Below are 17,194 nucleotides of genomic sequence, written 5' to 3'. Positions count from 1 at the left end.
GCCTCGTCGGAGGCGAGCGAGCCGGTCAACGCGGGAGCTTGTCCAGGACCGCCGAGAACTCGTTGGCGAAGCCGAGACGCTGGGCGATCATGCCGAGCTGCTCGTCGGGGTACAGGTCGGTCTCGGCCAGGATGACCGACAGCACCGGCTCGGGCAGGCCGAGATCGGACAGCACGCCGAGGTCGCCCTCCTCCCACGGTTCGACATCGTCGAGCTCGTCGGGGTCGATGTCGGGGATCTCGATATTGAGCTCCTCCAGCACATCGGCCGCGATGTCGTAGTCGATGGCGGCCGTGGCATCCGACAGCAGGATGCGGCTGCCGGTCGGGCCCGGGCGCAGAATGATGAAGAACTCGTCGTCGACGTCGAGCAGGCCGAACACCGCGCCGGAACTTCGCAGCGCGCGCAACTCGTGCTCGGCCGCGGACAGACTGGACAGGGACGCGTCGCTCAGCGGCGTCACCTTCCAGTTGGCTTCCTCACGGACAACGGCCACCGCGAACCCTTCCACGTCGTCGAAGTCGTCCGACGCCGCCCTGTTCGTGCTCGAGCGTTGTGCTGCCATGCGCGCAACGGTAGTCCGCTTCGGGGGAAATGTTGAAGTCGTATGCGAATCTGATCGCATGACGGGCACTTCGAAACCAGCTGTCTGCGTCCTGGGTACCGGTTTGATCGGCGGTTCGGTCCTGCGGGCCGCCGCCGCCGGGGGCTACGAGGCCTTCGGCTACAACCGGTCCGAGGTCGGCGCCAAGGCCGCCCGGATGGACGGCTACGACGTGATCAGCGACGTGGAGGCGGTGCTGTCGCGCGCCGCCGGACGCGACGCGCTGATCGTGGTCGGCGTGCCCATGCCCGCCATCGACGCGGTGCTCTCCGATGTGAAGACCTTCGCACCCGACTGCGTGCTCACCGACGTGGTGAGCGTGAAGGCCCCGGTCGCGGCCGCCGTGCAACGCCACGAACTGAGCGCCCGCTACGTGGGCGGTCACCCGATGGCCGGGACCAGCGAATCCGGTTGGGCCGCATCCACTCCCGACCTGTTCAAGAACGCCGCCTGGGCGGTCAGCGTGGACCCGGGCGTGCACGCCGACAACTTCCGGCGTGTCGCCCAGCTCGCCCTGGACTGCGGCGCGGTGGTGGTCCCGGTGCTGGCCGTGGAGCACGACCGCGCGGTCGCCCGCATCTCGCACCTACCCCACGTGCTCGCCGAGGCGCTCGCCATCGAAGGCGCCAACGGCGGCCCGCTGGCGCTCGGTCTCGCGGCGGGCTCCTTCCGCGACGGCACCCGCGTCGCCGCCACCTCCCCCGAACTGGTCCGCGCGATCTGCGAACCCAATGCCGCCGCCCTGCTGGACGTCCTCGACGACACCCTCGAGGTGCTCGCCCAGGCCCGCGACAGCCTGCGCGCCAACGGCACCATCACCGAACTGACCGAGGCCGGTCACGACGCCCGCACCGACTACGACGACAACGAACGCTGGCCGATCACCGACATCACCCCCGGCGAACGCAACTGGCTGACCAAACTCATCGACGCCGGCCGCTCAGGCGGCGTCCTCACCTCCCTCGACTGATCGCCGAGTGGCACATCCTGGAGCCGAATTCGGACGAAACCCCTCCAGGGTGCGCCACTCGACGGCTAGATGCGTTCGGCCAGGCCGGGATAGTCGAGGAGGAAGCCGTCTTGGTCGACGGTGACGGTGGCGGACGAGACGGGGGACAGCACGTGGATGCCGTCCGGGCCGCTGCTATACGTGAGGCTGGCCTCCTGCACCAGCAGGTCCGGTAGCCGCACGTAGACGACCGGAACCTGGACGTCCTCGCTCGCTCGGGCCAGCCCGTAGCGGCGGATCGGGAGCGTGTTGAAGAACGGGCTCAGCACCACGTCCACGTCCAGCGCCCCGCCGAAGGTGGAGCGCACATGGGTGTTTCCGGCGTCGATCAGCCAGTAGTCCTCCTCGTCGCGCGCGATCGAGGCGTGGCGTTCGCCGGTGGCAAGGGTGCTGCGCAGCGACAGCCGCTTGGTGACCCCGGATTCATCGGTGACCAGGTCGTAGGAGGCGCTGAACGCGGGATGGTCCTCGCAGTCGCCGGCGATGATCCGGCCCGCGGCGCGAATCCGGTTGCCGCTCAGCACCACCCGCACCGATTCCATGCGTGAGGCGTTGTGTGCGCGCCAGGTGAGAATGGCCGGCCACCGCGGCGCCACCGGCTTGGCGTCCTCACTCCCGTTATCCGTCACGCCTATAACCGTAGTTGCAGGCCCCGGCTCGTCCGAGATCCCCGGCCGGTATCACTCCCGTGACCGGACATCGTGATCAACATGCAATGGTGCGGAGCGGTTCTCGGCGTTTCCGCACGCCGGCGCCCGCTGATCGACCGCCCGAGTGATAGCGACCGGCTCTGGAGTCCGGCTCCGGCGGGCGCTGTGCTCGGTGTGGATGAGGGACTCGAGTAACGTGCTCTGCGGCACGGGGACTCCGGGGTGAAAGGGACTGTTGTGACGGGCGCGCGGATGGTCGGCCTGTTCGCCGGCATCGGTGGGCTGGAACTCGGGCTCGCGGCCCACGGGTGGCGCAGTGAACTGCTCTGCGAGATCGATTCGGGCGCGCAGGCCGTGCTGGCGGCGCATTTCCCCGGCGTGCCACTGCATTCGGACGTGACCAAGCTCCGTGCGCTGCCGTCCGGGATCGAGCTGGTGGCGGCCGGATTCCCGTGCCAGGACCTGTCCCAGGCCGGGCGTACGGCCGGAATCACCGGCTCCCGTTCGGGTTTGGTGGACGAGGTGTTCCGGCTGGTCAAGCGCAAGCGGGGGCCGCGCTGGCTGCTCATCGAGAACGTGCCGTTCATGCTGCAGCTCGGCGGCGGCGCGGCCATGCGCCACATCACCGACGCCCTCACCGAACTCGGCTACACCTGGGCCTACCGGGTGGTGGACGCGCGCGCGTTCGGGCTGCCGCAGCGGCGGGAGCGGGTGCTGATGCTGGCTTCCCGCACCGAGGATCCGCGGCCCATCCTGTTCGGGACCGACGCGGGCCCGCGGGAGGTCGGCGATCCGGCGCACGATCCGTGCGGCTTCTACTGGACCGAGGGCAATCGCGGACTGGGCTGGGCGGTGAACGCGGTGCCCACCCTGAAGGGCGGTTCGGGCCTCGGCATCGCCAGCCCGCCCGCCGTCCGGCTGCCGTCGGGGGAACTGGTGACGCCGGGCATCACCGACGGGGAACGGTTGCAGGGCTTCGACCGCGACTGGACGACTCCGGCGCTGGAGGTCCCGGGCGTGCGTCCCGGGCATCGCTGGAAGCTGGTCGGCAACGCGGTGAGCGTGCGCATGGCCGAGTGGATCGCCGGGCGCGTCACCGACCCCGCCGACGACCCGATCCCCGAGGGCGAACCGCTGACCCGCCGCAGCTGGCCGACCGCGGCCTGGGGGCATCGCGGGGAGGTGCGGCGGGTTCCGGTGTCCACCTGGCCGGTTCACGCGCCGTACGAGGACCTGCGCTGGTTCCTCGACGATCCCCGGCTGCTCTCGGCCCGGGCGACCGCCGGATTCCTGCGCCGCACCCAGATGGGTTCGCTGCGCTTCCCCGAGGGCTTCCTCGACGATGTCGAGAACCATCTCGAGCGCATGGGAGGCGCTCCCGTCAAAGCCGCGTGAATCTTGCCGGCCTTGTCGGGCGCGGCAAGGATGGCCGCATGACGGATGCGCGGCCGGGCACCGACGCGGCGACCAGCGCCCGTATGGCCAAGCAGCGCCGCGTGGGGACGAAGCCGGAACTGGCCCTGCGGCGGGAATTGCATCGGCGCGGCGAGCGCTACTTCGTGGACCGGGCGCCGCTGCCGGGACTACGGCGGCGAGCGGACATCGTGTTCCCGCGGCGGAAGGTGGCGGTCTATGTGGACGGGTGCTTCTGGCACAGCTGTCCCAAGCATGCGACCCGCCCGAAGAACAATGCCGAATGGTGGGCCGAGAAGCTGGCGGGGAATGTGGCGCGCGACCGCGACACCGATGCCCGCCTGGCGGCGGCGGGCTGGACCGTGGTGCGGGTGTGGGAACACGAGGCCGCCGAATCGGCTGCCGACCTGGTGCTGACCGCGTTGTCGCGCGGCGTGTGACGTCCGTGTTAACCAATGGGCGACAATGGACGTAGCAACCGGACCAGCCGACCAGTCCGGACGAATCGAAAACTGCCGGGCAGGGCAGTACGAGTGAGCGAGGCCAGCGAAAGCGAGCGCGGTGATGCCAACCGAGCAGAAACTAGCCGAGGCGGCTCCGAGCACGACCGTGCTCCAGCCGCGATGGCGACGGGCACTGCGATGGTTCATCGCGATCTTGATCGCGGTCGCCGGACTCGGCTACTCCTCCTGGGTCCTGGAATTCATCCTGCCCATCCAGAGCAACCCGACCAACACCTTCCTCAGCCAGCTGGCCGAGAAGGGCGCACCGTTCCGCTGGGTCTTCACCACCGGTGACACCGTCTCCGGCTCGCTGCTGGTGGTGGCGGGGCTGGGCGGCGTGCTGCTGTTCTCGCGGCGGCTCTACGCCACCATCGGCTGGGTGGCGCTGGCCTGCTTCGGCGCGGCGACCATCGCGGACGCGCAGTGGCCGATCGTGCCCGACGAGCCGGGCGCGCCCAAACGCTATGTGGATACCGGACTGTTCCCGCAGCTGCACCAGATTCACGCGCTGACCAGCACCCTGGCCGTCTTCTCGATCTACATCGCGATGATCGCGTTCACGGTGGCCGCGTTCAAGTACCGGCGCTGGCCGATCCTGCGGCACACCGGGTTGTGGATTCTGATCGTCGGCTCGGTGGTGACGGCGTGGATGCTGATCGCCGACAACCTGCCCGGCAACTACGGCCTGGGCATCGCGCAGCGCATCCAGGTCGGGGCCATGTCCCTGTGGCTGGTGGCGCTGGCCGTGCAAATCGTTGTGGCCGAACGCGATTCCGGGACGCCGTCCCGGCACCGGCACACCGCGCGCGCGTCCGGCCGCTGACCGCCCGCAGCGGTTAGGGTCGGACCGTGACCAGCGACGCGCACCTCGCCGACACCGCCGCCCAGCTCGACACCGTCGCCGCCGCGACCGAGCGCCTGCTCCCCGCGGTCGCCGCGCTGAGCGACGCCGACCTCGTCGACCCCTCCCTGCTGCCCGGCTGGACCCGCGGCCACGTGCTCGCGCACCTCTCCCGCAATGCCGACAGCCTGGTCAACCTGCTGCTATGGGCCCGCACCGGCATCGAAACCCCGCAGTACGCAAGCCAATACCTCCGCGACTCCGATATCGAGGCCGGTGCGCCGCGCTCGCTGCGCGACCAAGTCGAGGACCTCACCGCCTCCGCCGAACGCTGGCTCGCGCTGGCCCGCGTCATGCCCGCCGACCGCTGGACCGCCACCGTCCGCAACCGCATGGGCGGCGAGATCCCCGCGACCCGCGTCATCTGGATGCGCCTGCTGGAGGTGGAGATCCACCACGTCGACCTCAACATCGGCTACACCCCCGCCGACTGGCCCGAGGACTTCACCGCCCGCCTCCTCGCTCAGTCCCTCAGCGAGGTCAAGCCCGCCGACGGAGCGGGCTTCACGGTCACCGCCACCGACACCGGCTACACCGGCGCAGTGGGCACTCAGGGCCCCGAAATCACCGGCCCCGCCGCATCCCTGGCCGCCTGGCTCATCGGCCGCGCCCCCGGCGCCGACCTCACCGGCGATCTCCCCGCCCTCGCCGCCTGGAAGTAGCCGCACCCGCCAAAAGCCAAGGGCCCCACACCGTTTGGTGTGGGGCCCTTGTTTGTGCGCCCGAAGGGATTCGAACCCCTAACCTTCTGATCCGTAGTCAGATGCTCTATCCGTTGAGCTACGGGCGCATGTCTATTCAAATGTCCACCCGGCGTACCGGGCAGTGGCGGAGGCGAGAGGATTTGAACCTCCGGTCCCCGTGAAGGGACAACTCATTAGCAGTGAGTCCCATTCGGCCGCTCTGGCACGCCTCCTGGTGCCCCTCTTCGAGGGCGCCGGTTCCTTTCGAACCGCCGGGACAGAAGATTACACAGCGGGTGACCAATAGGCCAAATCGGCTGGTCAGCGTAGGTGCGAGTCGAACCATTCGTAGATTCTGGTCTGTGCGTCGAGCACGGAGACGTCGTCGAGGGCGGCGGGGTCGAAGCCGGGTTGGTCGGGGCGGTGGTGGAGACCGGGGTAGGTGACCACCAAGGTGGCGACGTCGGCGCGGGCGGCGGCCTCGCGCAGGCGGTCCACCTGATCGGGCGGCGTGCGCGGGTCGTCCTCGCCGAAGAGGCCGAGCCAGGGGGCCTGGAAGGCGGGCGCGGCGGCGAGCAGGGCGACGGCCTGCTCGGTGAGGGGCGTTTCGATGCCGGGGGCGGCGACGCTGACGGCCGCGCCGACGCGGCGGTTGGTGGCGACCAGGGCGGCGGCGGTGCCGGCGGAGTCGAAGCCGAGGACGCCGATGCAGTCGCGGAAGACGCCGTGTCCGGTGAGCCACTCGAAGCAGGCGTCGAAGTCGGCGAAGAGGTCGTCGCCGAAGACGCGGTCGAGGCTGCCGTTGGCGGGGCGGTGGAACAGGTCGGGGGCGATGACGGTCCAGCCGTCGGCGGCGAGCGCTCGCATGAGTTCCAGCAATGGCTCGGTGAATTCACGTGATTCGTGCAACACCACGATGCCGCCGCGCGTGTGTCCCTCGGGTTCGAGCACGGTCAGCGCTATCGCGGTGGTGTCGTGCACAGGGGCCAGTTCTCGATAGATGCCCGACATAGGGCCACTGTAGTTGTGCTAGGTAAAAACGAGATAAATCTTTCCGCCGGTCAGGAGGGCCGGAGATATTCCAGCCGAGCGCGATTCGAGCCCGGCTCGGGGCGGGCGAGCAAACCCCGGCCGGCATTCGCGCAAGCCGGACGACACCCCCGGGCGACCCCGCCGGCACTGGACATAGGGTGGAGGGGTGAGCGCGCACATTCGCCCGGACCTCGATGCCATCCCCGCGTACGTCGCCGGCAAGACCCACCCCGGCGCGGTGAAGCTGGCCAGCAACGAGACCACCTTCCCGCCGCTGCCGTCGGTGACCAAGGCGATTGCCGAGGCGGTCGAGCTGTCCCACCGGTACCCGGACAACCACGCCATCGAATTGCGCGGCGCCATCGCGGATTTCCTGGGCGTGGAGCTGGAGAACGTGGCGGCCGGGTGCGGCAGCGTCGCGCTGTGCCAGGAGCTGGTGCAGATCACCTGCCGCAACCCCGACGACGAGGTGCTGTTCGCGTGGCGCTCGTTCGAGGCGTACCCGATCGTCACCCAGGTGGCGGGCGCGAAGGCGGTGCAGGTGCCGCTGGACGATGAATTCACCCACGACCTGGACGCTTTGGCGGCGGCGATCACCCCGAAGACCCGCGTGGTGTTCGTGTGCAACCCGAACAATCCGACCGGCACCGCGCGCGGCCGGGCCGAGATCGTGGAGTTCCTCGACAAGGTGCCCTCCGACGTCCTGGTGGTGCTGGACGAGGCGTATTTCGAGTACGTGCGGATACCCGCCGAGGACTTCCCGGACGGCGTAGAACTGGGCCGCACGCGCCCGAACGTACTGGTGCTGCGCACGTTTTCGAAGGCGTACGGCCTCGCGGGGCTGCGCGTCGGCTACGCGGTCGGCGCGCCCGAGGTGATCACCGCGCTGATGAAGGTGCACATCCCGTTCAGCGTCAGCCGGGTGGCGCAGGCGGCGGCCATCGCGTCCCTGGAGGCGCGGCCTGAGCTGATCGAGCGCACCGATGCGGTTGTGGCCGAACGGGATCGCATGCGCGCCGCGCTGCTGGCGGCGGGCTACCGGGTGCCGGTGAGTCACGCCAACTTCGTCTGGCTGCCGCTGGGCGACCGCAGCGCCGAGTACGGGGCGGCCAGCACCGCGGCGGGGGTCATCCTCCGGCCCTACGGCACGGACGGCGTGCGCGTCACGGCGGGCGATCCGCACGAGAACGACGCGTTCCTGGAGTTCGCCACCGATCCGGCGACGATCGCGCGCTTCATCTAGAACACGTTCCTGTTAGGGTCGGCACGCGCCTCGAATCCACACCGGCGCAACCGAAGACCTGACAGGGGGCGCCGCCGCATGCCGTTCGTGACGACCGAAGACGGGGCGAAGATCCACTATCGCGACACCGGCGGCGACGGCCCGGCGGTGCTGCTGATGCACGGCTTCTTCCAGGACACCGAGATGTGGGCCGCCCAGGAGGCGTCCCTGGCTCCGGACTACCGGGTCGTCACCATCGACGCGCGCGGCCACGGCCACACCGAGGACCCGGCCGAGCCGTTCGACAACTGGCGGTTGGCCTGGGACGCATGGGCTGTCGTCGATCACCTCGGCCTGGACCGGCTGGTCGTGGGCGGCCTGCTGCAGGGCGGCTGGATCGGCATGCGCATGGCGCTGCTGCAGCCCGCGCGGGTGCGCGGCCTGATCCTGATCGGCACCCGGGCGGACGCCTACGACGACGCGGAATCCGTTGGCTTCGAGATGATCATCATGAACCAGTGGATCCTGGGCGACGTCCCGCTGGAGCCCATCGCCACCCCGATCGCGGTGCAGATGATCGGCGGCACCCGCGAACAGCGCCGCTACTGGCTCGACAAGTGGAACGCCTCCGATCGGCGTCGGCTCGAGCAGGCCGGACGCTGCCTCATCGACCGCGAGTCCATCGTCGACCTGGTCAAGGACATCACCGCGCCCGCGCTGCTCATGCACGGGGTGCAGGATCAGATCCACAGCCGCCGCCAGACCGAGGAACTGGCCGCGCAGCTGGGCGGTCCGATCCGGGTCGAGACCATCGAGGGACTGGGCGCGGCCCACTCGGTGCCGTTCACCCACCCCGAGGTCACCGACCCGATCATTCGCGACTGGCTCGCGAATCTGCCCGCCCGGTAATGCGAAATGCTGGCGGCCAAGGGGTATGAAATCCCTTGGCCGCCAGCATTTTCACGCGGAAGCGGAGGGATTTGAACCCCCGGTTGCTTTCACAACGCTCGCTTTCAAGGCGAGTGCATTCGGCCGCTCTGCCACGCTTCCAAGCGGACTGATGGTAACTGATGGCGCGTGCGGTCGGCCTGCCGCTTCCAGATCCGCGTAGCCGGTCACTCCAGATCGGCGGCCGACCTGGTGTCGGCGCGGTGGTCGGCGGCCAGATTCACCAGGTCCAGGGCCGCGGCCACGGCGGCCAGCTGCTGCGGTGTGAGCAGGTCCACGAAGAACCGGCGGACCGCGGCGACGTGGGCGGGCGCGGCGGTCCGCAGGCGGCACAGGCCCTCGTCGGTGAGCTGGGCCAGGACACCGCGGCCGTCGTCCTCGCAGGCGATGCGGCGGACCATGCGCTGCGCCTCCATGCGGCGGACCTGGTGGGTGAGGCGGCTGCGGGAGGACAGCACGCCGTCGGCCAGGTCGCTCATGCGCAGGGCGCGGCCGGGGGCCTCGGAGAGTTTGGTCAGGATGCGGTACTCGGCCAGGGACAGATCGCAGTCGCGTTGCAGCTGCCGGTTGAGGTCGGACATGAGGCGCTGGCTGCCGTCCATGTAGGCGCGCCAGGCACGCTGCTGCTCTGGGGTGAGCCACCTCGGTTCGAGCGTATTCCGGCCCGCGGCCGCGGCCATCGGCTCATTGTTGTGACGGCGTGTGATCGCCCCTCCTCAGCTCGGCGGTCCCGCGCGGTTTTCCACCCGCAGAATTCCTCCGCGCGCGCGGGCTAAACGCGGTAGGACGAGATCATGGTGCGGCTCAGCTCGTGCGGACCGCGGCAGCCCGAAAGCCCCATGGCCGCATCGAAATCCGCGAGCAGGCAGCGCAGCGCGTGGCGCACGCCGTCCGCACCCGCCAGGCCCAGGCCGTACACCCAGGGGCGGCCGTAGAGGACGGCCTTGGCGCCCAGGGACAGCGCGATCATGACGTCGGACCCGGTGCGAATACCGGAGTCGAAGAGCACGTCGGCGCGATCGCCGACGGTGGCCACGATGGTCGGCAGCGCGTCCAGCGCGCCGATCGCCCCGTCGACCTGACGGCCGCCGTGATTGCTCACGATCACCGCGTCCGCGCCCGCGTCCACCACCTGGCGGGCGTCGTCGGGGTGCAGGATGCCCTTCACGGCGATCGGCAGTTCGGTCCAGTCCCGCAGCCGGGCGAGGTCCGCCGGGCGCAACGTGTGATTGCCGAACAGTCCGGACCAGGTGAGCACGGCCGCGCGCAGCGCCTCCTCGCTCTCCTCCGGCGGGGCGCTCAGCTTGGCCCGGAAGACCGGATCGGACAGGTAGTTGGCGATGCCCTGGCCGTGCAGGAACGGCAGGTGGCCGTGCTGGAGATCGCGGGGCCGCCAGCCCAGCGCGGGGGTGTCGGCGGTGACGACGATGGCCTTGGCGCCGGACCTCTCGGCGCGTTCGACGAAGGAGCGGGCCAGCTCCATGTCATTGGGCCAGTACAGCTGATACCACCAGGCCCCGGCCCGGGCGCCCACGTCCTCGATGGTGGAGGAGGCGGCGGTGGACAGACACATGCCGATGCCCAGCTCCTTGGTGACGTCGGCGACCAGGGTGTCGCCGCGCTCGCGCAACAGACCCAGCACGCCGACCGGTGCGGTGAGAATGGGTGCGGCCAAACGGGTTCCGAGCACCTCGACCGAGTGGTCGCGCGCACCGGGCCCGCTCGCGCCGCGCAGCACGCGCGGCAGCAGCCGGTACTTCTCGAAGGCGGTGAGATTGGCGTGCGCCGTCCGTTCGGAGGAAGCGCTGCCCGCCACATAAGCGAAGGCCGCCGGATCGAGCTCTTCCCGAGCCCGCTCTTCCAGGCCCGCCGCGGTCATCGGGAGCGCCGGGACAGCGCCCGCCAGACCGGCGAGATAGATCTCGTTCTGGAAGTCGACGAAACTGCTCATGCCCCGGAACGCTAGTACTTTCGACCCGGCCGCGTATCGGGTCGAAAGTACTGGGGGACTATCGGCGGTTTCGGACGCGGACCAGGGCGCGCGGGGCGTCGTGGGCGACGAATCCGGACATCGCCATGGCGGCCAGGATGACCATGCCGCCGAGAACGGTCAGGGTGGTGATCATGGAATCTCCTTTCGAATCCCTCCACACACGATGCCGGTCGAAGCTGAGAGGATGCTGTACCGCGCCCGAGGGTGGCCTGACAGTAATCGGTGCGGCTCGGTCGTAGGCTCGTTTTCATGTATGCGGTGACACTCGACGGTTTCGGTGGGCCAGAGGTCATGAAGTGGGCGCAGGTGGACGACCTGCCCGCGCCCGGACCGGGCGAAGTGGCGATCGATGTGACGGCCGCGGGGGTGAACCGCGCGGACCTGCTGCAACGGCAGGGCCTGTATCCCCCGCCGACCGGCGCGAGCGAGATCCTGGGGCTGGAGGTCTCCGGGACCGTCGCGGAAGTCGGTCCCGGCGTACGGGATTGGCGTCCCGGCGATCAGGTGTGCGCGCTGCTGGCCGGCGGCGGTTACGCCGAACGGGTGAACGCGCCCGCCTCTCAACTGCTGCCGGTACCCGACGGTCTGGACGTGGCGGCGGCGGCCGCGCTGCCGGAGGCGGCGGCCACCGTGTGGTCCAACCTGGTGATGACCGCGGGCCTGCACAGTGGGCATTTGCTGCTGATTCACGGCGGCGGCAGCGGTATCGGCACGCACGCCATCCAGGTGGCGCGGGCGCTGGGCGCGCGGGTGGCGGTGACGGCCGGATCGCAGTTCAAGCTGGACCGGTGCGCGGAATTGGGCGCGACGGTGCTGATCAATTACCGCGAGCACGATTTCGTGACCACACTGCACAGCGAATATCCAGGCGCCGACATCATTCTCGACAATATGGGCGCGTCCTATCTGAAGCGCAATGTCGACGCGCTCGCCGAGGACGGGCATCTGGTGGTGATCGGCATGCAGGGCGGCGTGCAGGCGGAATTGAATCTGGGCGTGCTGCTGGGCAAGCGTGGCTCGGTGCACGCCACCAATCTGCGCCGCCGTCCCGAGCACGGGCGCGGGTCGAAGGCGGAGATCATCACCGAACTGCGCCGCCACCTGTGGCCGTTGATCTCCGACGGCACCGTGGCGCCAGTGGTGTCGGCCGAGGTTCCGGTGACCGAGGTGGCGCGGGCGCACCGGCTGCTGGACTCCGAGGAGACCGTCGGCAAGGTGATCCTGCAGATCCACGAGGTCTAGGGCCGGGGTGGCGCCGAGATCCTAGGTGTCGAGGGCGGCCAGCGCGCGGCCGAGCTGGTCGATCTCGAAAGTCGTTGTGTAGGGCGCGAGTCCGATGGTCACCGCGCCGCCCTCGTCATTGACGCCCAGGGCGTCGAGCAGGCGGCTGCCGCCGTGGGAGCCGCTCAGCGTGCCGATGCGGGCGTCGGCCAGCTTGGCGGAGACCTTCTCCGCCTGCGTGCCCGCGATGGTGAAGCTCACCGTCGGGATGCGGGTGGAGGCGCGGCCGATCACGGTCAGATTCGGGATGGTGTCCAGCACCGCCATCAGATGTTCGAAGAGGTGGTCGTGATAGTCCTGCAGCGAGGTGATCGACATCTCCAGGCGTTCCCGGCGGGTGCCGGTGGCGCGCTCGTCCAGGGAGGCCAGGTAGTCGATCGAGGTGGTGAGCCCGGCCAGTAGCGCGTATTGGTGGCCGCCCACCTCGAGCCGTTCCGCGCCCTTGGCATAGGGATTCAGCGACATGGACGGAATCCGGTCCAGGAAGGCCGGATCGCGGAAGACCAGCGCGCCGATCTGCGGGCCGCCCCAGGCCGGAGCGCTCAGGGCGATCACGTCGGCATTGAGTTCGTCGATGTCGAGGAGCGCGTAGGGCGCGGCGCCGAAGCAGTCGGCGACCAGCAGGCCGCCGACCTCGTGCACGCGGTCCGCGGCCACCCGGACCGCGGGCGCGGAGCCCACGATGGGTGAGGCGGCGGTCAGCGCGACCAGGCGGGCGGTGGGCCCGATGAGCTCCTCGAACTGCCAGGCCGGCATCTCGCAGGTCTCGATCTCGACCTCGGCCCAGCGCACGTGTGCGCCATAGCGATTCGCGATGCGCAGCCAGGGCGCGACATTCGCCTCGTCATCCAGGCGCGACAGCACGATCCCGGTGCCCAGACCCAGCCGGGAGCTCAGCGATTCGGCCAGCCAGGCCAGCAGGACCGCGCGATCCGGGCCGAGCACCACGCCCGCCGGATCGCCGCCGACCAGATCGGCGACGGCCTCGCGCGCGGCCTCCAGGATCGCGGCGCTGCGCTTGGCCGCACCGTGCCGATTGGAGTGCGAGAACGCGGAGGTCCGGAAACCCGTTGAGACGGCCCGGGATACCGAATCCGGGACCAGCATGCCCGCTTGAGGGTCTAGATGGATCCAGCCGTCGCCCAGGGACGGAATCAGGCCCCGCACCCGTGCGACGTCGTAAGTCATGCTGGCCACTCTAAAGGGAGAGGGCACGGCTGGGTAACGGTAGGGATGGAAGCGTCCGCGCAGAAAGGGACGACCTGCATCTACCGAACAAACTGGACGGGACTGTGTTTATATCGCCCCTCCGCTTCGCTCCGGGGGGTCTGGTCACACTTCGCGGCGGGTCATCGGCGTGTTACGAACCGAGGTGTGACTTAGCGGGCTCGGTACGGATTGGGCAGGATGGGAGACATGACGCAATCCGATGGGGTGCCGGAGAACATTGTCGTGATCGGGCCCGAAGGGAAGCCGCTGTTCATCCCGGCGGCGGCCCAGATCGGCGGCGAGCCGGTGGAGATCACCGGACAGGTTGTCGGTGACGAGAATTCGGGCATTCTGGACAACTCCCAGGAAAAGGAGGAGTCGCTCGCCGACATGGTGGAGCAGCCCGCGAAGGTCATGCGCATCGGCACCATGATCAAGCAGCTGCTCGAGGAGGTCCGGCACGCACCGCTGGACGACGCCTCCCGCACCCGGCTGCGCGAGATCCACCGCACCTCCATCCAGGAACTGGAAACCGGCCTCGCCCCCGAACTCCGCGAGGAGCTGGAGCGGCTGGCCCTGCCCTTCACCGACGAGACCATCCCCTCCGACGCGGAACTGCGCATCGCCCAGGCCCAGTTGGTCGGCTGGCTGGAAGGCCTCTTCCACGGCATCCAGACCGCTCTGTTCGCCCAGCAGATGGCGGCCCGCGCCCAACTCGAGCAGATGCGCCAGGCCCTCCCGCCGGGGATGAGCCACGGCGACCCCCGCGGACAACAGGGTTCCGGCGGCGGTCAATACCTCTGACAGCCCGTCCTGCCGCCGATACATCACGGTCGGCGGCAGGTTCTGCGCGCAAAGCGATTGCCATTAGATAGGGTCGGGTGCTGTGCCTGCTGCTGCTCCCCCTGACTCGGCGAAGACCGACGTGCGCCCGGACACTGAAATAGTGCCGCTCGTGTCGGACTCCCAGTCCTTCGGTCGCGCCTTCAAGGATTTTCGCGACGGGTTCTCCCAGCGTGAACTATGGCTGGCCCTGGGGTGGCAGGACATCAAGCAGCGGTACCGGCGTTCGGTGCTGGGCCCGTTCTGGATCACCATCGCCACCGGTTTGCAGGCCGCCGCCATGGGCGTGCTCTACGCCACACTGTTCGGGCAGTCACTGAGTTCGTATCTGCCGTACGTGACAGTGGGTTTGATTGTCTGGAATGTGATCAATGCCAGCATTCTCGAAGGCTCGGATGTCTTCATCGCGAATGAGGGCTTGATCAAACAGCTGCCGTCGGCGCTGAGCGTGCACGTGTACCGCTTGGTGTGGCGGCAGTTCCTGTTCTTCGCCCACAACCTGATCATCTACGCGGTGATGGTGCCCGCGTTCGGGATCTGGCGGCATCTGCACTGGTCGGCGCTGCTGGCGATTCCGGCCCTGGTGCTGCTGTTCCTCAATGCCATCTGGGTGACGATCGTGTTCGGCATCTTCAGCACCCGCTATCGGGATCTGGCGCCGATCCTGGGCAGCACCACCCTGATGTTGTTCGTGCTCACCCCGGTCATGTGGAAGACCTCGGCGCTGTCGGGCACCGCCAGCGATCGGGCCAAGCTGGCCGAACTGGTGCCGACCTTCCACTACCTGGAGATCGTGCGCGCGCCCCTGCTGGGGGACGCGATCCACCTGCGCAGCTGGATTGTGGTGGTGGCGATCACCGTCGTCGGCTGGATAGTCGCGATACTGGCTATGAAGAAGTTCCGTTCCCGAGTCCCCTACTGGGTGTGAAGGCTCAATGACCGACCATGTGAGTATCGAGACCCAGAACGCGTGGGTGGAATTCCCCATCTTCGACGCCAAATCCCGTTCGCTGAAGAAGGCGGTACTGGGTTCGGCCGGTGGGGCCATCGGGCGCAACCAATCCGATGTGGTGGTCGTGGAGGCGCTGCGGGATATCTCGCTGTCGCTGAAGGAAGGCGATCGCGTCGGCTTGGTCGGCCACAACGGCGCGGGCAAATCGACACTGCTGCGGTTGCTCTCGGGCATCTACGAACCGACCCGCGGCAGCGCGCGGATTCACGGCCGGGTGGCGCCGGTCTTCGATCTCGGCGTGGGCATGGACCCCGAGGTCTCCGGCTACGACAACATCATCATTCGCGGCCTGTTCCTCGGTCAGACCCGCAAGCAGATGCTGTCCAAGATCGACGAGATCGCCGAATTCACCGAGCTGGGCGACTATTTGGCGATGCCGCTGCGCACCTACTCGACCGGTATGCGGGTGCGTCTGGCGATGGGCGTGGTGACCTCCATCGATCCGGAGATCCTGCTGCTCGACGAGGGCATCGGCGCGGTCGACGCGGAATTCATGAAGAAGGCGCGGGTGCGTCTGCAGGAATTGGTCTCGCGCTCTGGCATTCTCGTCTTCGCCAGCCATTCCAACGAGTTCCTGGCCCAGTTGTGCGACCGCGCCATGTGGATCGATCACGGACAGGTGCGCATGCAGGGCGGCATCGAGGACGTGGTGCGGGCCTACGAGGGCCCGGAGGCGGGTGATCACGTGGCGCAGGTGCTGCGGGATCTGGAACGTGAACGTGAACCGGAACGGAACCCCGCATGAGTGAGTCATCCACCCCCCTTTACGGCGACGAGGCCCGCATCGTCGCCATCGTGGTCACGCACAAACGCCGGGAACTGCTCGCCGAATCGCTGAAGGTGCTGAGCAGCCAGACCCGTCCGGTCGACCACCTGATCGTGGTCGACAACGGCAACGAGGCCGAGGTGGGCGAGCTGGTGCAGCAGCAGCCCATCGAATCCACCTACCTGGGTTCGGAACACAATCTGGGCGGCGCGGGCGGTTTCGCGCTCGGCATGCTGCACGCGCTCACCATGGGCGCCGACTGGGTCTGGCTGGCCGACGACGACGGCCGGCCCGAGGGCCCCGACGTGCTCGCCACCCTCTTCGACTGCGCCGAACGGCACTCGCTGGTCGAGGTGTCACCGGTGGTCGCCGACATCGACGACCCGGACCGGCTGGCCTTCCCGCTGCGGCGCGGCGTGGTGTGGCGGCGACTGCGGTCCGAGCTGGGCGACGAGGACTTCCTGCCCGGCATCGCCTCGCTGTTCAATGGCGCGCTGGTGTCCGCGACGGCCGTCGACAAGATCGGCGTGCCGGACCTGCGGCTGTTCGTGCGCGGTGACGAGGTGGAGGTGCACCGGCGGCTGGTGCGGTCCGGGCTGCCCTTCGGCACCTGCCTGCAGACCGCCTACCTGCACCCGAACGGCTCGGCCGAGTTCAAGCCGATCCTGGGCGGGCGCATGCACACCCAGTACCCGGACGATCCGGTCAAGCGGCACTTCACCTATCGCAACCGCGGCTACCTGATGGCTCAGCCCGGCATGCGAAAGCTGTTGCCGCAGGAGGTCGCCCGCTTCGGGTGGTTCTTCCTGGTGCAGCAGAAGGACCCGGCCGGGCTGATGGAGTGGCTACGCCTGCAGCGGATGGGCCGCCGGGAGCAGTTCGACAAGCCCTCGTCGTAGGTGAGTCCAACTCTCGGACGCTCAGGGGTGAACCCATGAAACCCCGAAGGACCGGGCGAGAAAATACGTTGCGCGCAACGGGGACAGGCTGCGAAGCTTGTCCCCGTTCTTGTTGGGAGCGGTCGCCTCGGTGACGGCATGAGGAGAGATGGGAGGTGGAGTTTCGTGACGACGACTGTGCGGATTGCCGTGCCCGCGTTCACGCGCGCGGTGCGCGCCTCCACCT

At 68.8% G+C, this 17,194-nt stretch carries 18 protein-coding genes and 3 tRNA genes; 12 read left to right on the top strand and 9 right to left on the bottom strand.

What is annotated here, in order from left to right:
- Positions 1–25: 25 nt before the first annotated feature.
- Entirely contained in the window at positions 26–565 is a 540-nt protein-coding gene (locus ABZ412_RS02255) for a tRNA adenosine deaminase-associated protein (protein WP_357275259.1), read from the bottom strand.
- Between the two features lie 58 nt (positions 566–623).
- Here ABZ412_RS02255 and ABZ412_RS02250 point away from each other — a divergent pair, with 58 nt between their 5' ends.
- The gene (locus ABZ412_RS02250; RefSeq protein WP_357275257.1) at positions 624–1,574 is read left to right on the top strand and encodes a prephenate dehydrogenase; all 951 of its coding nucleotides are present in this window, start codon (positions 624–626) and stop codon (positions 1,572–1,574) included.
- A gap of 65 nt (positions 1,575–1,639) precedes the next feature.
- On the opposite strand, the gene ABZ412_RS02245 is transcribed toward ABZ412_RS02250, so the two are convergent.
- On the bottom strand, positions 1,640–2,242 hold the full coding sequence (locus tag ABZ412_RS02245; protein WP_357088043.1) for a putative glycolipid-binding domain-containing protein: 603 nt from the start codon (positions 2,240–2,242) through the stop codon (positions 1,640–1,642).
- 273 nt (positions 2,243–2,515) lie between these two features.
- On the opposite strand from ABZ412_RS02245, the gene dcm reads away from it, so the two are divergent.
- The 4 genes from dcm (at position 2,516) to ABZ412_RS02225 (ending at position 5,742) form a co-directional block, all read left to right on the top strand.
- The gene (gene dcm / locus ABZ412_RS02240; RefSeq protein ID WP_357275927.1) at positions 2,516–3,658 is read left to right on the top strand and encodes a DNA (cytosine-5-)-methyltransferase; all 1,143 of its coding nucleotides are present in this window, start codon (positions 2,516–2,518) and stop codon (positions 3,656–3,658) included.
- Between the two features lie 38 nt (positions 3,659–3,696).
- The gene (locus tag ABZ412_RS02235) at positions 3,697–4,116 is read left to right on the top strand and encodes a very short patch repair endonuclease (RefSeq protein ID WP_357275255.1); all 420 of its coding nucleotides are present in this window, start codon (positions 3,697–3,699) and stop codon (positions 4,114–4,116) included.
- 124 nt (positions 4,117–4,240) lie between these two features.
- Positions 4,241–5,002 carry a DUF998 domain-containing protein gene (locus ABZ412_RS02230; RefSeq protein ID WP_357275252.1) on the top strand — a complete coding sequence of 254 codons (762 nt, stop codon included), beginning with the start codon at positions 4,241–4,243 and terminating at the stop codon, positions 5,000–5,002.
- A 26-nt stretch (positions 5,003–5,028) separates the two neighbouring features.
- On the top strand, positions 5,029–5,742 hold the full coding sequence (locus ABZ412_RS02225) for a maleylpyruvate isomerase family mycothiol-dependent enzyme (RefSeq protein WP_357275250.1): 714 nt from the start codon (positions 5,029–5,031) through the stop codon (positions 5,740–5,742).
- Between the two features lie 55 nt (positions 5,743–5,797).
- Here ABZ412_RS02225 and ABZ412_RS02220 read toward each other — a convergent pair.
- From ABZ412_RS02220 to ABZ412_RS02210, 3 genes are all read right to left on the bottom strand, one after another.
- Positions 5,798–5,870, bottom strand: a tRNA-Arg gene (locus tag ABZ412_RS02220).
- 36 nt (positions 5,871–5,906) lie between these two features.
- A tRNA-Ser gene (locus ABZ412_RS02215) sits at positions 5,907–5,996 on the bottom strand.
- A gap of 88 nt (positions 5,997–6,084) precedes the next feature.
- On the bottom strand, positions 6,085–6,774 hold the full coding sequence (locus ABZ412_RS02210) for a dienelactone hydrolase family protein (RefSeq protein ID WP_357275248.1): 690 nt from the start codon (positions 6,772–6,774) through the stop codon (positions 6,085–6,087).
- 187 nt (positions 6,775–6,961) lie between these two features.
- Here ABZ412_RS02210 and hisC point away from each other — a divergent pair, with 187 nt between their 5' ends.
- Together hisC and ABZ412_RS02200 are read left to right on the top strand one after the other, a co-directional pair.
- Entirely contained in the window at positions 6,962–8,038 is a 1,077-nt protein-coding gene (hisC, locus tag ABZ412_RS02205; RefSeq protein ID WP_357275246.1) for a histidinol-phosphate transaminase, read from the top strand.
- A gap of 78 nt (positions 8,039–8,116) precedes the next feature.
- Positions 8,117–8,926, top strand: coding sequence for an alpha/beta hydrolase (locus ABZ412_RS02200; RefSeq protein WP_357275243.1), 810 nt, complete (start codon positions 8,117–8,119; stop codon positions 8,924–8,926).
- Between the two features lie 56 nt (positions 8,927–8,982).
- On the opposite strand, the gene ABZ412_RS02195 is transcribed toward ABZ412_RS02200, so the two are convergent.
- From ABZ412_RS02195 to ABZ412_RS02185, 3 genes are all read right to left on the bottom strand, one after another.
- Positions 8,983–9,067: transfer RNA gene (locus tag ABZ412_RS02195), tRNA-Ser, on the bottom strand.
- Between the two features lie 65 nt (positions 9,068–9,132).
- Positions 9,133–9,645: a MarR family transcriptional regulator gene (locus tag ABZ412_RS02190; protein ID WP_357275241.1), complete on the bottom strand. Its 513-nt coding sequence runs from the start codon at positions 9,643–9,645 to the stop codon at positions 9,133–9,135.
- A gap of 92 nt (positions 9,646–9,737) precedes the next feature.
- Complete coding sequence (locus tag ABZ412_RS02185; protein ID WP_357275239.1) at positions 9,738–10,916, bottom strand: alpha-hydroxy-acid oxidizing protein; 1,179 nt, start codon at positions 10,914–10,916, stop codon at positions 9,738–9,740.
- Positions 10,917–11,207: 291 nt separating this feature from the next.
- Here ABZ412_RS02185 and ABZ412_RS02180 point away from each other — a divergent pair, with 291 nt between their 5' ends.
- A complete protein-coding gene (locus ABZ412_RS02180) occupies positions 11,208–12,200 on the top strand; it encodes an NAD(P)H-quinone oxidoreductase (protein ID WP_357275236.1) in 993 nt (330 codons plus the stop codon).
- A gap of 21 nt (positions 12,201–12,221) precedes the next feature.
- On the opposite strand, the gene ABZ412_RS02175 is transcribed toward ABZ412_RS02180, so the two are convergent.
- Complete coding sequence (locus tag ABZ412_RS02175) at positions 12,222–13,427, bottom strand: cysteine desulfurase-like protein (RefSeq protein WP_357275234.1); 1,206 nt, start codon at positions 13,425–13,427, stop codon at positions 12,222–12,224.
- A 228-nt stretch (positions 13,428–13,655) separates the two neighbouring features.
- Here ABZ412_RS02175 and ABZ412_RS02170 point away from each other — a divergent pair, with 228 nt between their 5' ends.
- The 4 genes from ABZ412_RS02170 (at position 13,656) to ABZ412_RS02155 (ending at position 16,968) form a co-directional block, all read left to right on the top strand.
- Positions 13,656–14,252, top strand: coding sequence for a bacterial proteasome activator family protein (locus tag ABZ412_RS02170; protein ID WP_357275232.1), 597 nt, complete (start codon positions 13,656–13,658; stop codon positions 14,250–14,252).
- A 142-nt stretch (positions 14,253–14,394) separates the two neighbouring features.
- Positions 14,395–15,219 carry an ABC transporter permease gene (locus ABZ412_RS02165; RefSeq protein ID WP_357275230.1) on the top strand — a complete coding sequence of 275 codons (825 nt, stop codon included), beginning with the start codon at positions 14,395–14,397 and terminating at the stop codon, positions 15,217–15,219.
- A 7-nt stretch (positions 15,220–15,226) separates the two neighbouring features.
- On the top strand, positions 15,227–16,048 hold the full coding sequence (locus ABZ412_RS02160) for an ABC transporter ATP-binding protein (RefSeq protein WP_357275228.1): 822 nt from the start codon (positions 15,227–15,229) through the stop codon (positions 16,046–16,048).
- On the top strand, positions 16,045–16,968 hold the full coding sequence (locus ABZ412_RS02155; RefSeq protein ID WP_357275225.1) for a glycosyltransferase family 2 protein: 924 nt from the start codon (positions 16,045–16,047) through the stop codon (positions 16,966–16,968). Before ABZ412_RS02160 ends, ABZ412_RS02155 begins: the two co-directional genes overlap by 4 nt.
- The last annotated feature ends 226 nt before the right edge of the window (positions 16,969–17,194 follow it).

The organism is Nocardia sp. NPDC005746 (genome assembly GCF_040630785.1).
Lineage (GTDB): Bacteria > Actinomycetota > Actinomycetes > Mycobacteriales > Mycobacteriaceae > Nocardia.
This window is presented reverse-complemented; position numbering and strand designations above follow the sequence as displayed.

What these genes read in the sequence shown, in the direction of transcription:
- ABZ412_RS02155 (WP_357275225.1), top strand. Translation starts at nt 16,045, where the DNA reads ATGAGTGAGTCATCCACCCCCCTTTACGGCGACGAGGCCCGCATCGTC.
- ABZ412_RS02160 (WP_357275228.1), top strand. Translation starts at nt 15,227, where the DNA reads ATGACCGACCATGTGAGTATCGAGACCCAGAACGCGTGGGTGGAATTC.
- ABZ412_RS02210 (WP_357275248.1), bottom strand. Translation starts at nt 6,774, where the DNA reads ATGTCGGGCATCTATCGAGAACTGGCCCCTGTGCACGACACCACCGCG.
- ABZ412_RS02230 (WP_357275252.1), top strand. Translation starts at nt 4,241, where the DNA reads ATGCCAACCGAGCAGAAACTAGCCGAGGCGGCTCCGAGCACGACCGTG.
- ABZ412_RS02190 (WP_357275241.1), bottom strand. Translation starts at nt 9,645, where the DNA reads ATGGCCGCGGCCGCGGGCCGGAATACGCTCGAACCGAGGTGGCTCACC.
- ABZ412_RS02185 (WP_357275239.1), bottom strand. Translation starts at nt 10,916, where the DNA reads ATGAGCAGTTTCGTCGACTTCCAGAACGAGATCTATCTCGCCGGTCTG.
- ABZ412_RS02180 (WP_357275236.1), top strand. Translation starts at nt 11,208, where the DNA reads ATGTATGCGGTGACACTCGACGGTTTCGGTGGGCCAGAGGTCATGAAG.
- dcm (WP_357275927.1), top strand. Translation starts at nt 2,516, where the DNA reads ATGGTCGGCCTGTTCGCCGGCATCGGTGGGCTGGAACTCGGGCTCGCG.
- ABZ412_RS02170 (WP_357275232.1), top strand. Translation starts at nt 13,656, where the DNA reads ATGACGCAATCCGATGGGGTGCCGGAGAACATTGTCGTGATCGGGCCC.
- ABZ412_RS02175 (WP_357275234.1), bottom strand. Translation starts at nt 13,427, where the DNA reads ATGACTTACGACGTCGCACGGGTGCGGGGCCTGATTCCGTCCCTGGGC.
- ABZ412_RS02200 (WP_357275243.1), top strand. Translation starts at nt 8,117, where the DNA reads ATGCCGTTCGTGACGACCGAAGACGGGGCGAAGATCCACTATCGCGAC.
- ABZ412_RS02250 (WP_357275257.1), top strand. Translation starts at nt 624, where the DNA reads ATGACGGGCACTTCGAAACCAGCTGTCTGCGTCCTGGGTACCGGTTTG.
- ABZ412_RS02255 (WP_357275259.1), bottom strand. Translation starts at nt 565, where the DNA reads ATGGCAGCACAACGCTCGAGCACGAACAGGGCGGCGTCGGACGACTTC.
- ABZ412_RS02235 (WP_357275255.1), top strand. Translation starts at nt 3,697, where the DNA reads ATGACGGATGCGCGGCCGGGCACCGACGCGGCGACCAGCGCCCGTATG.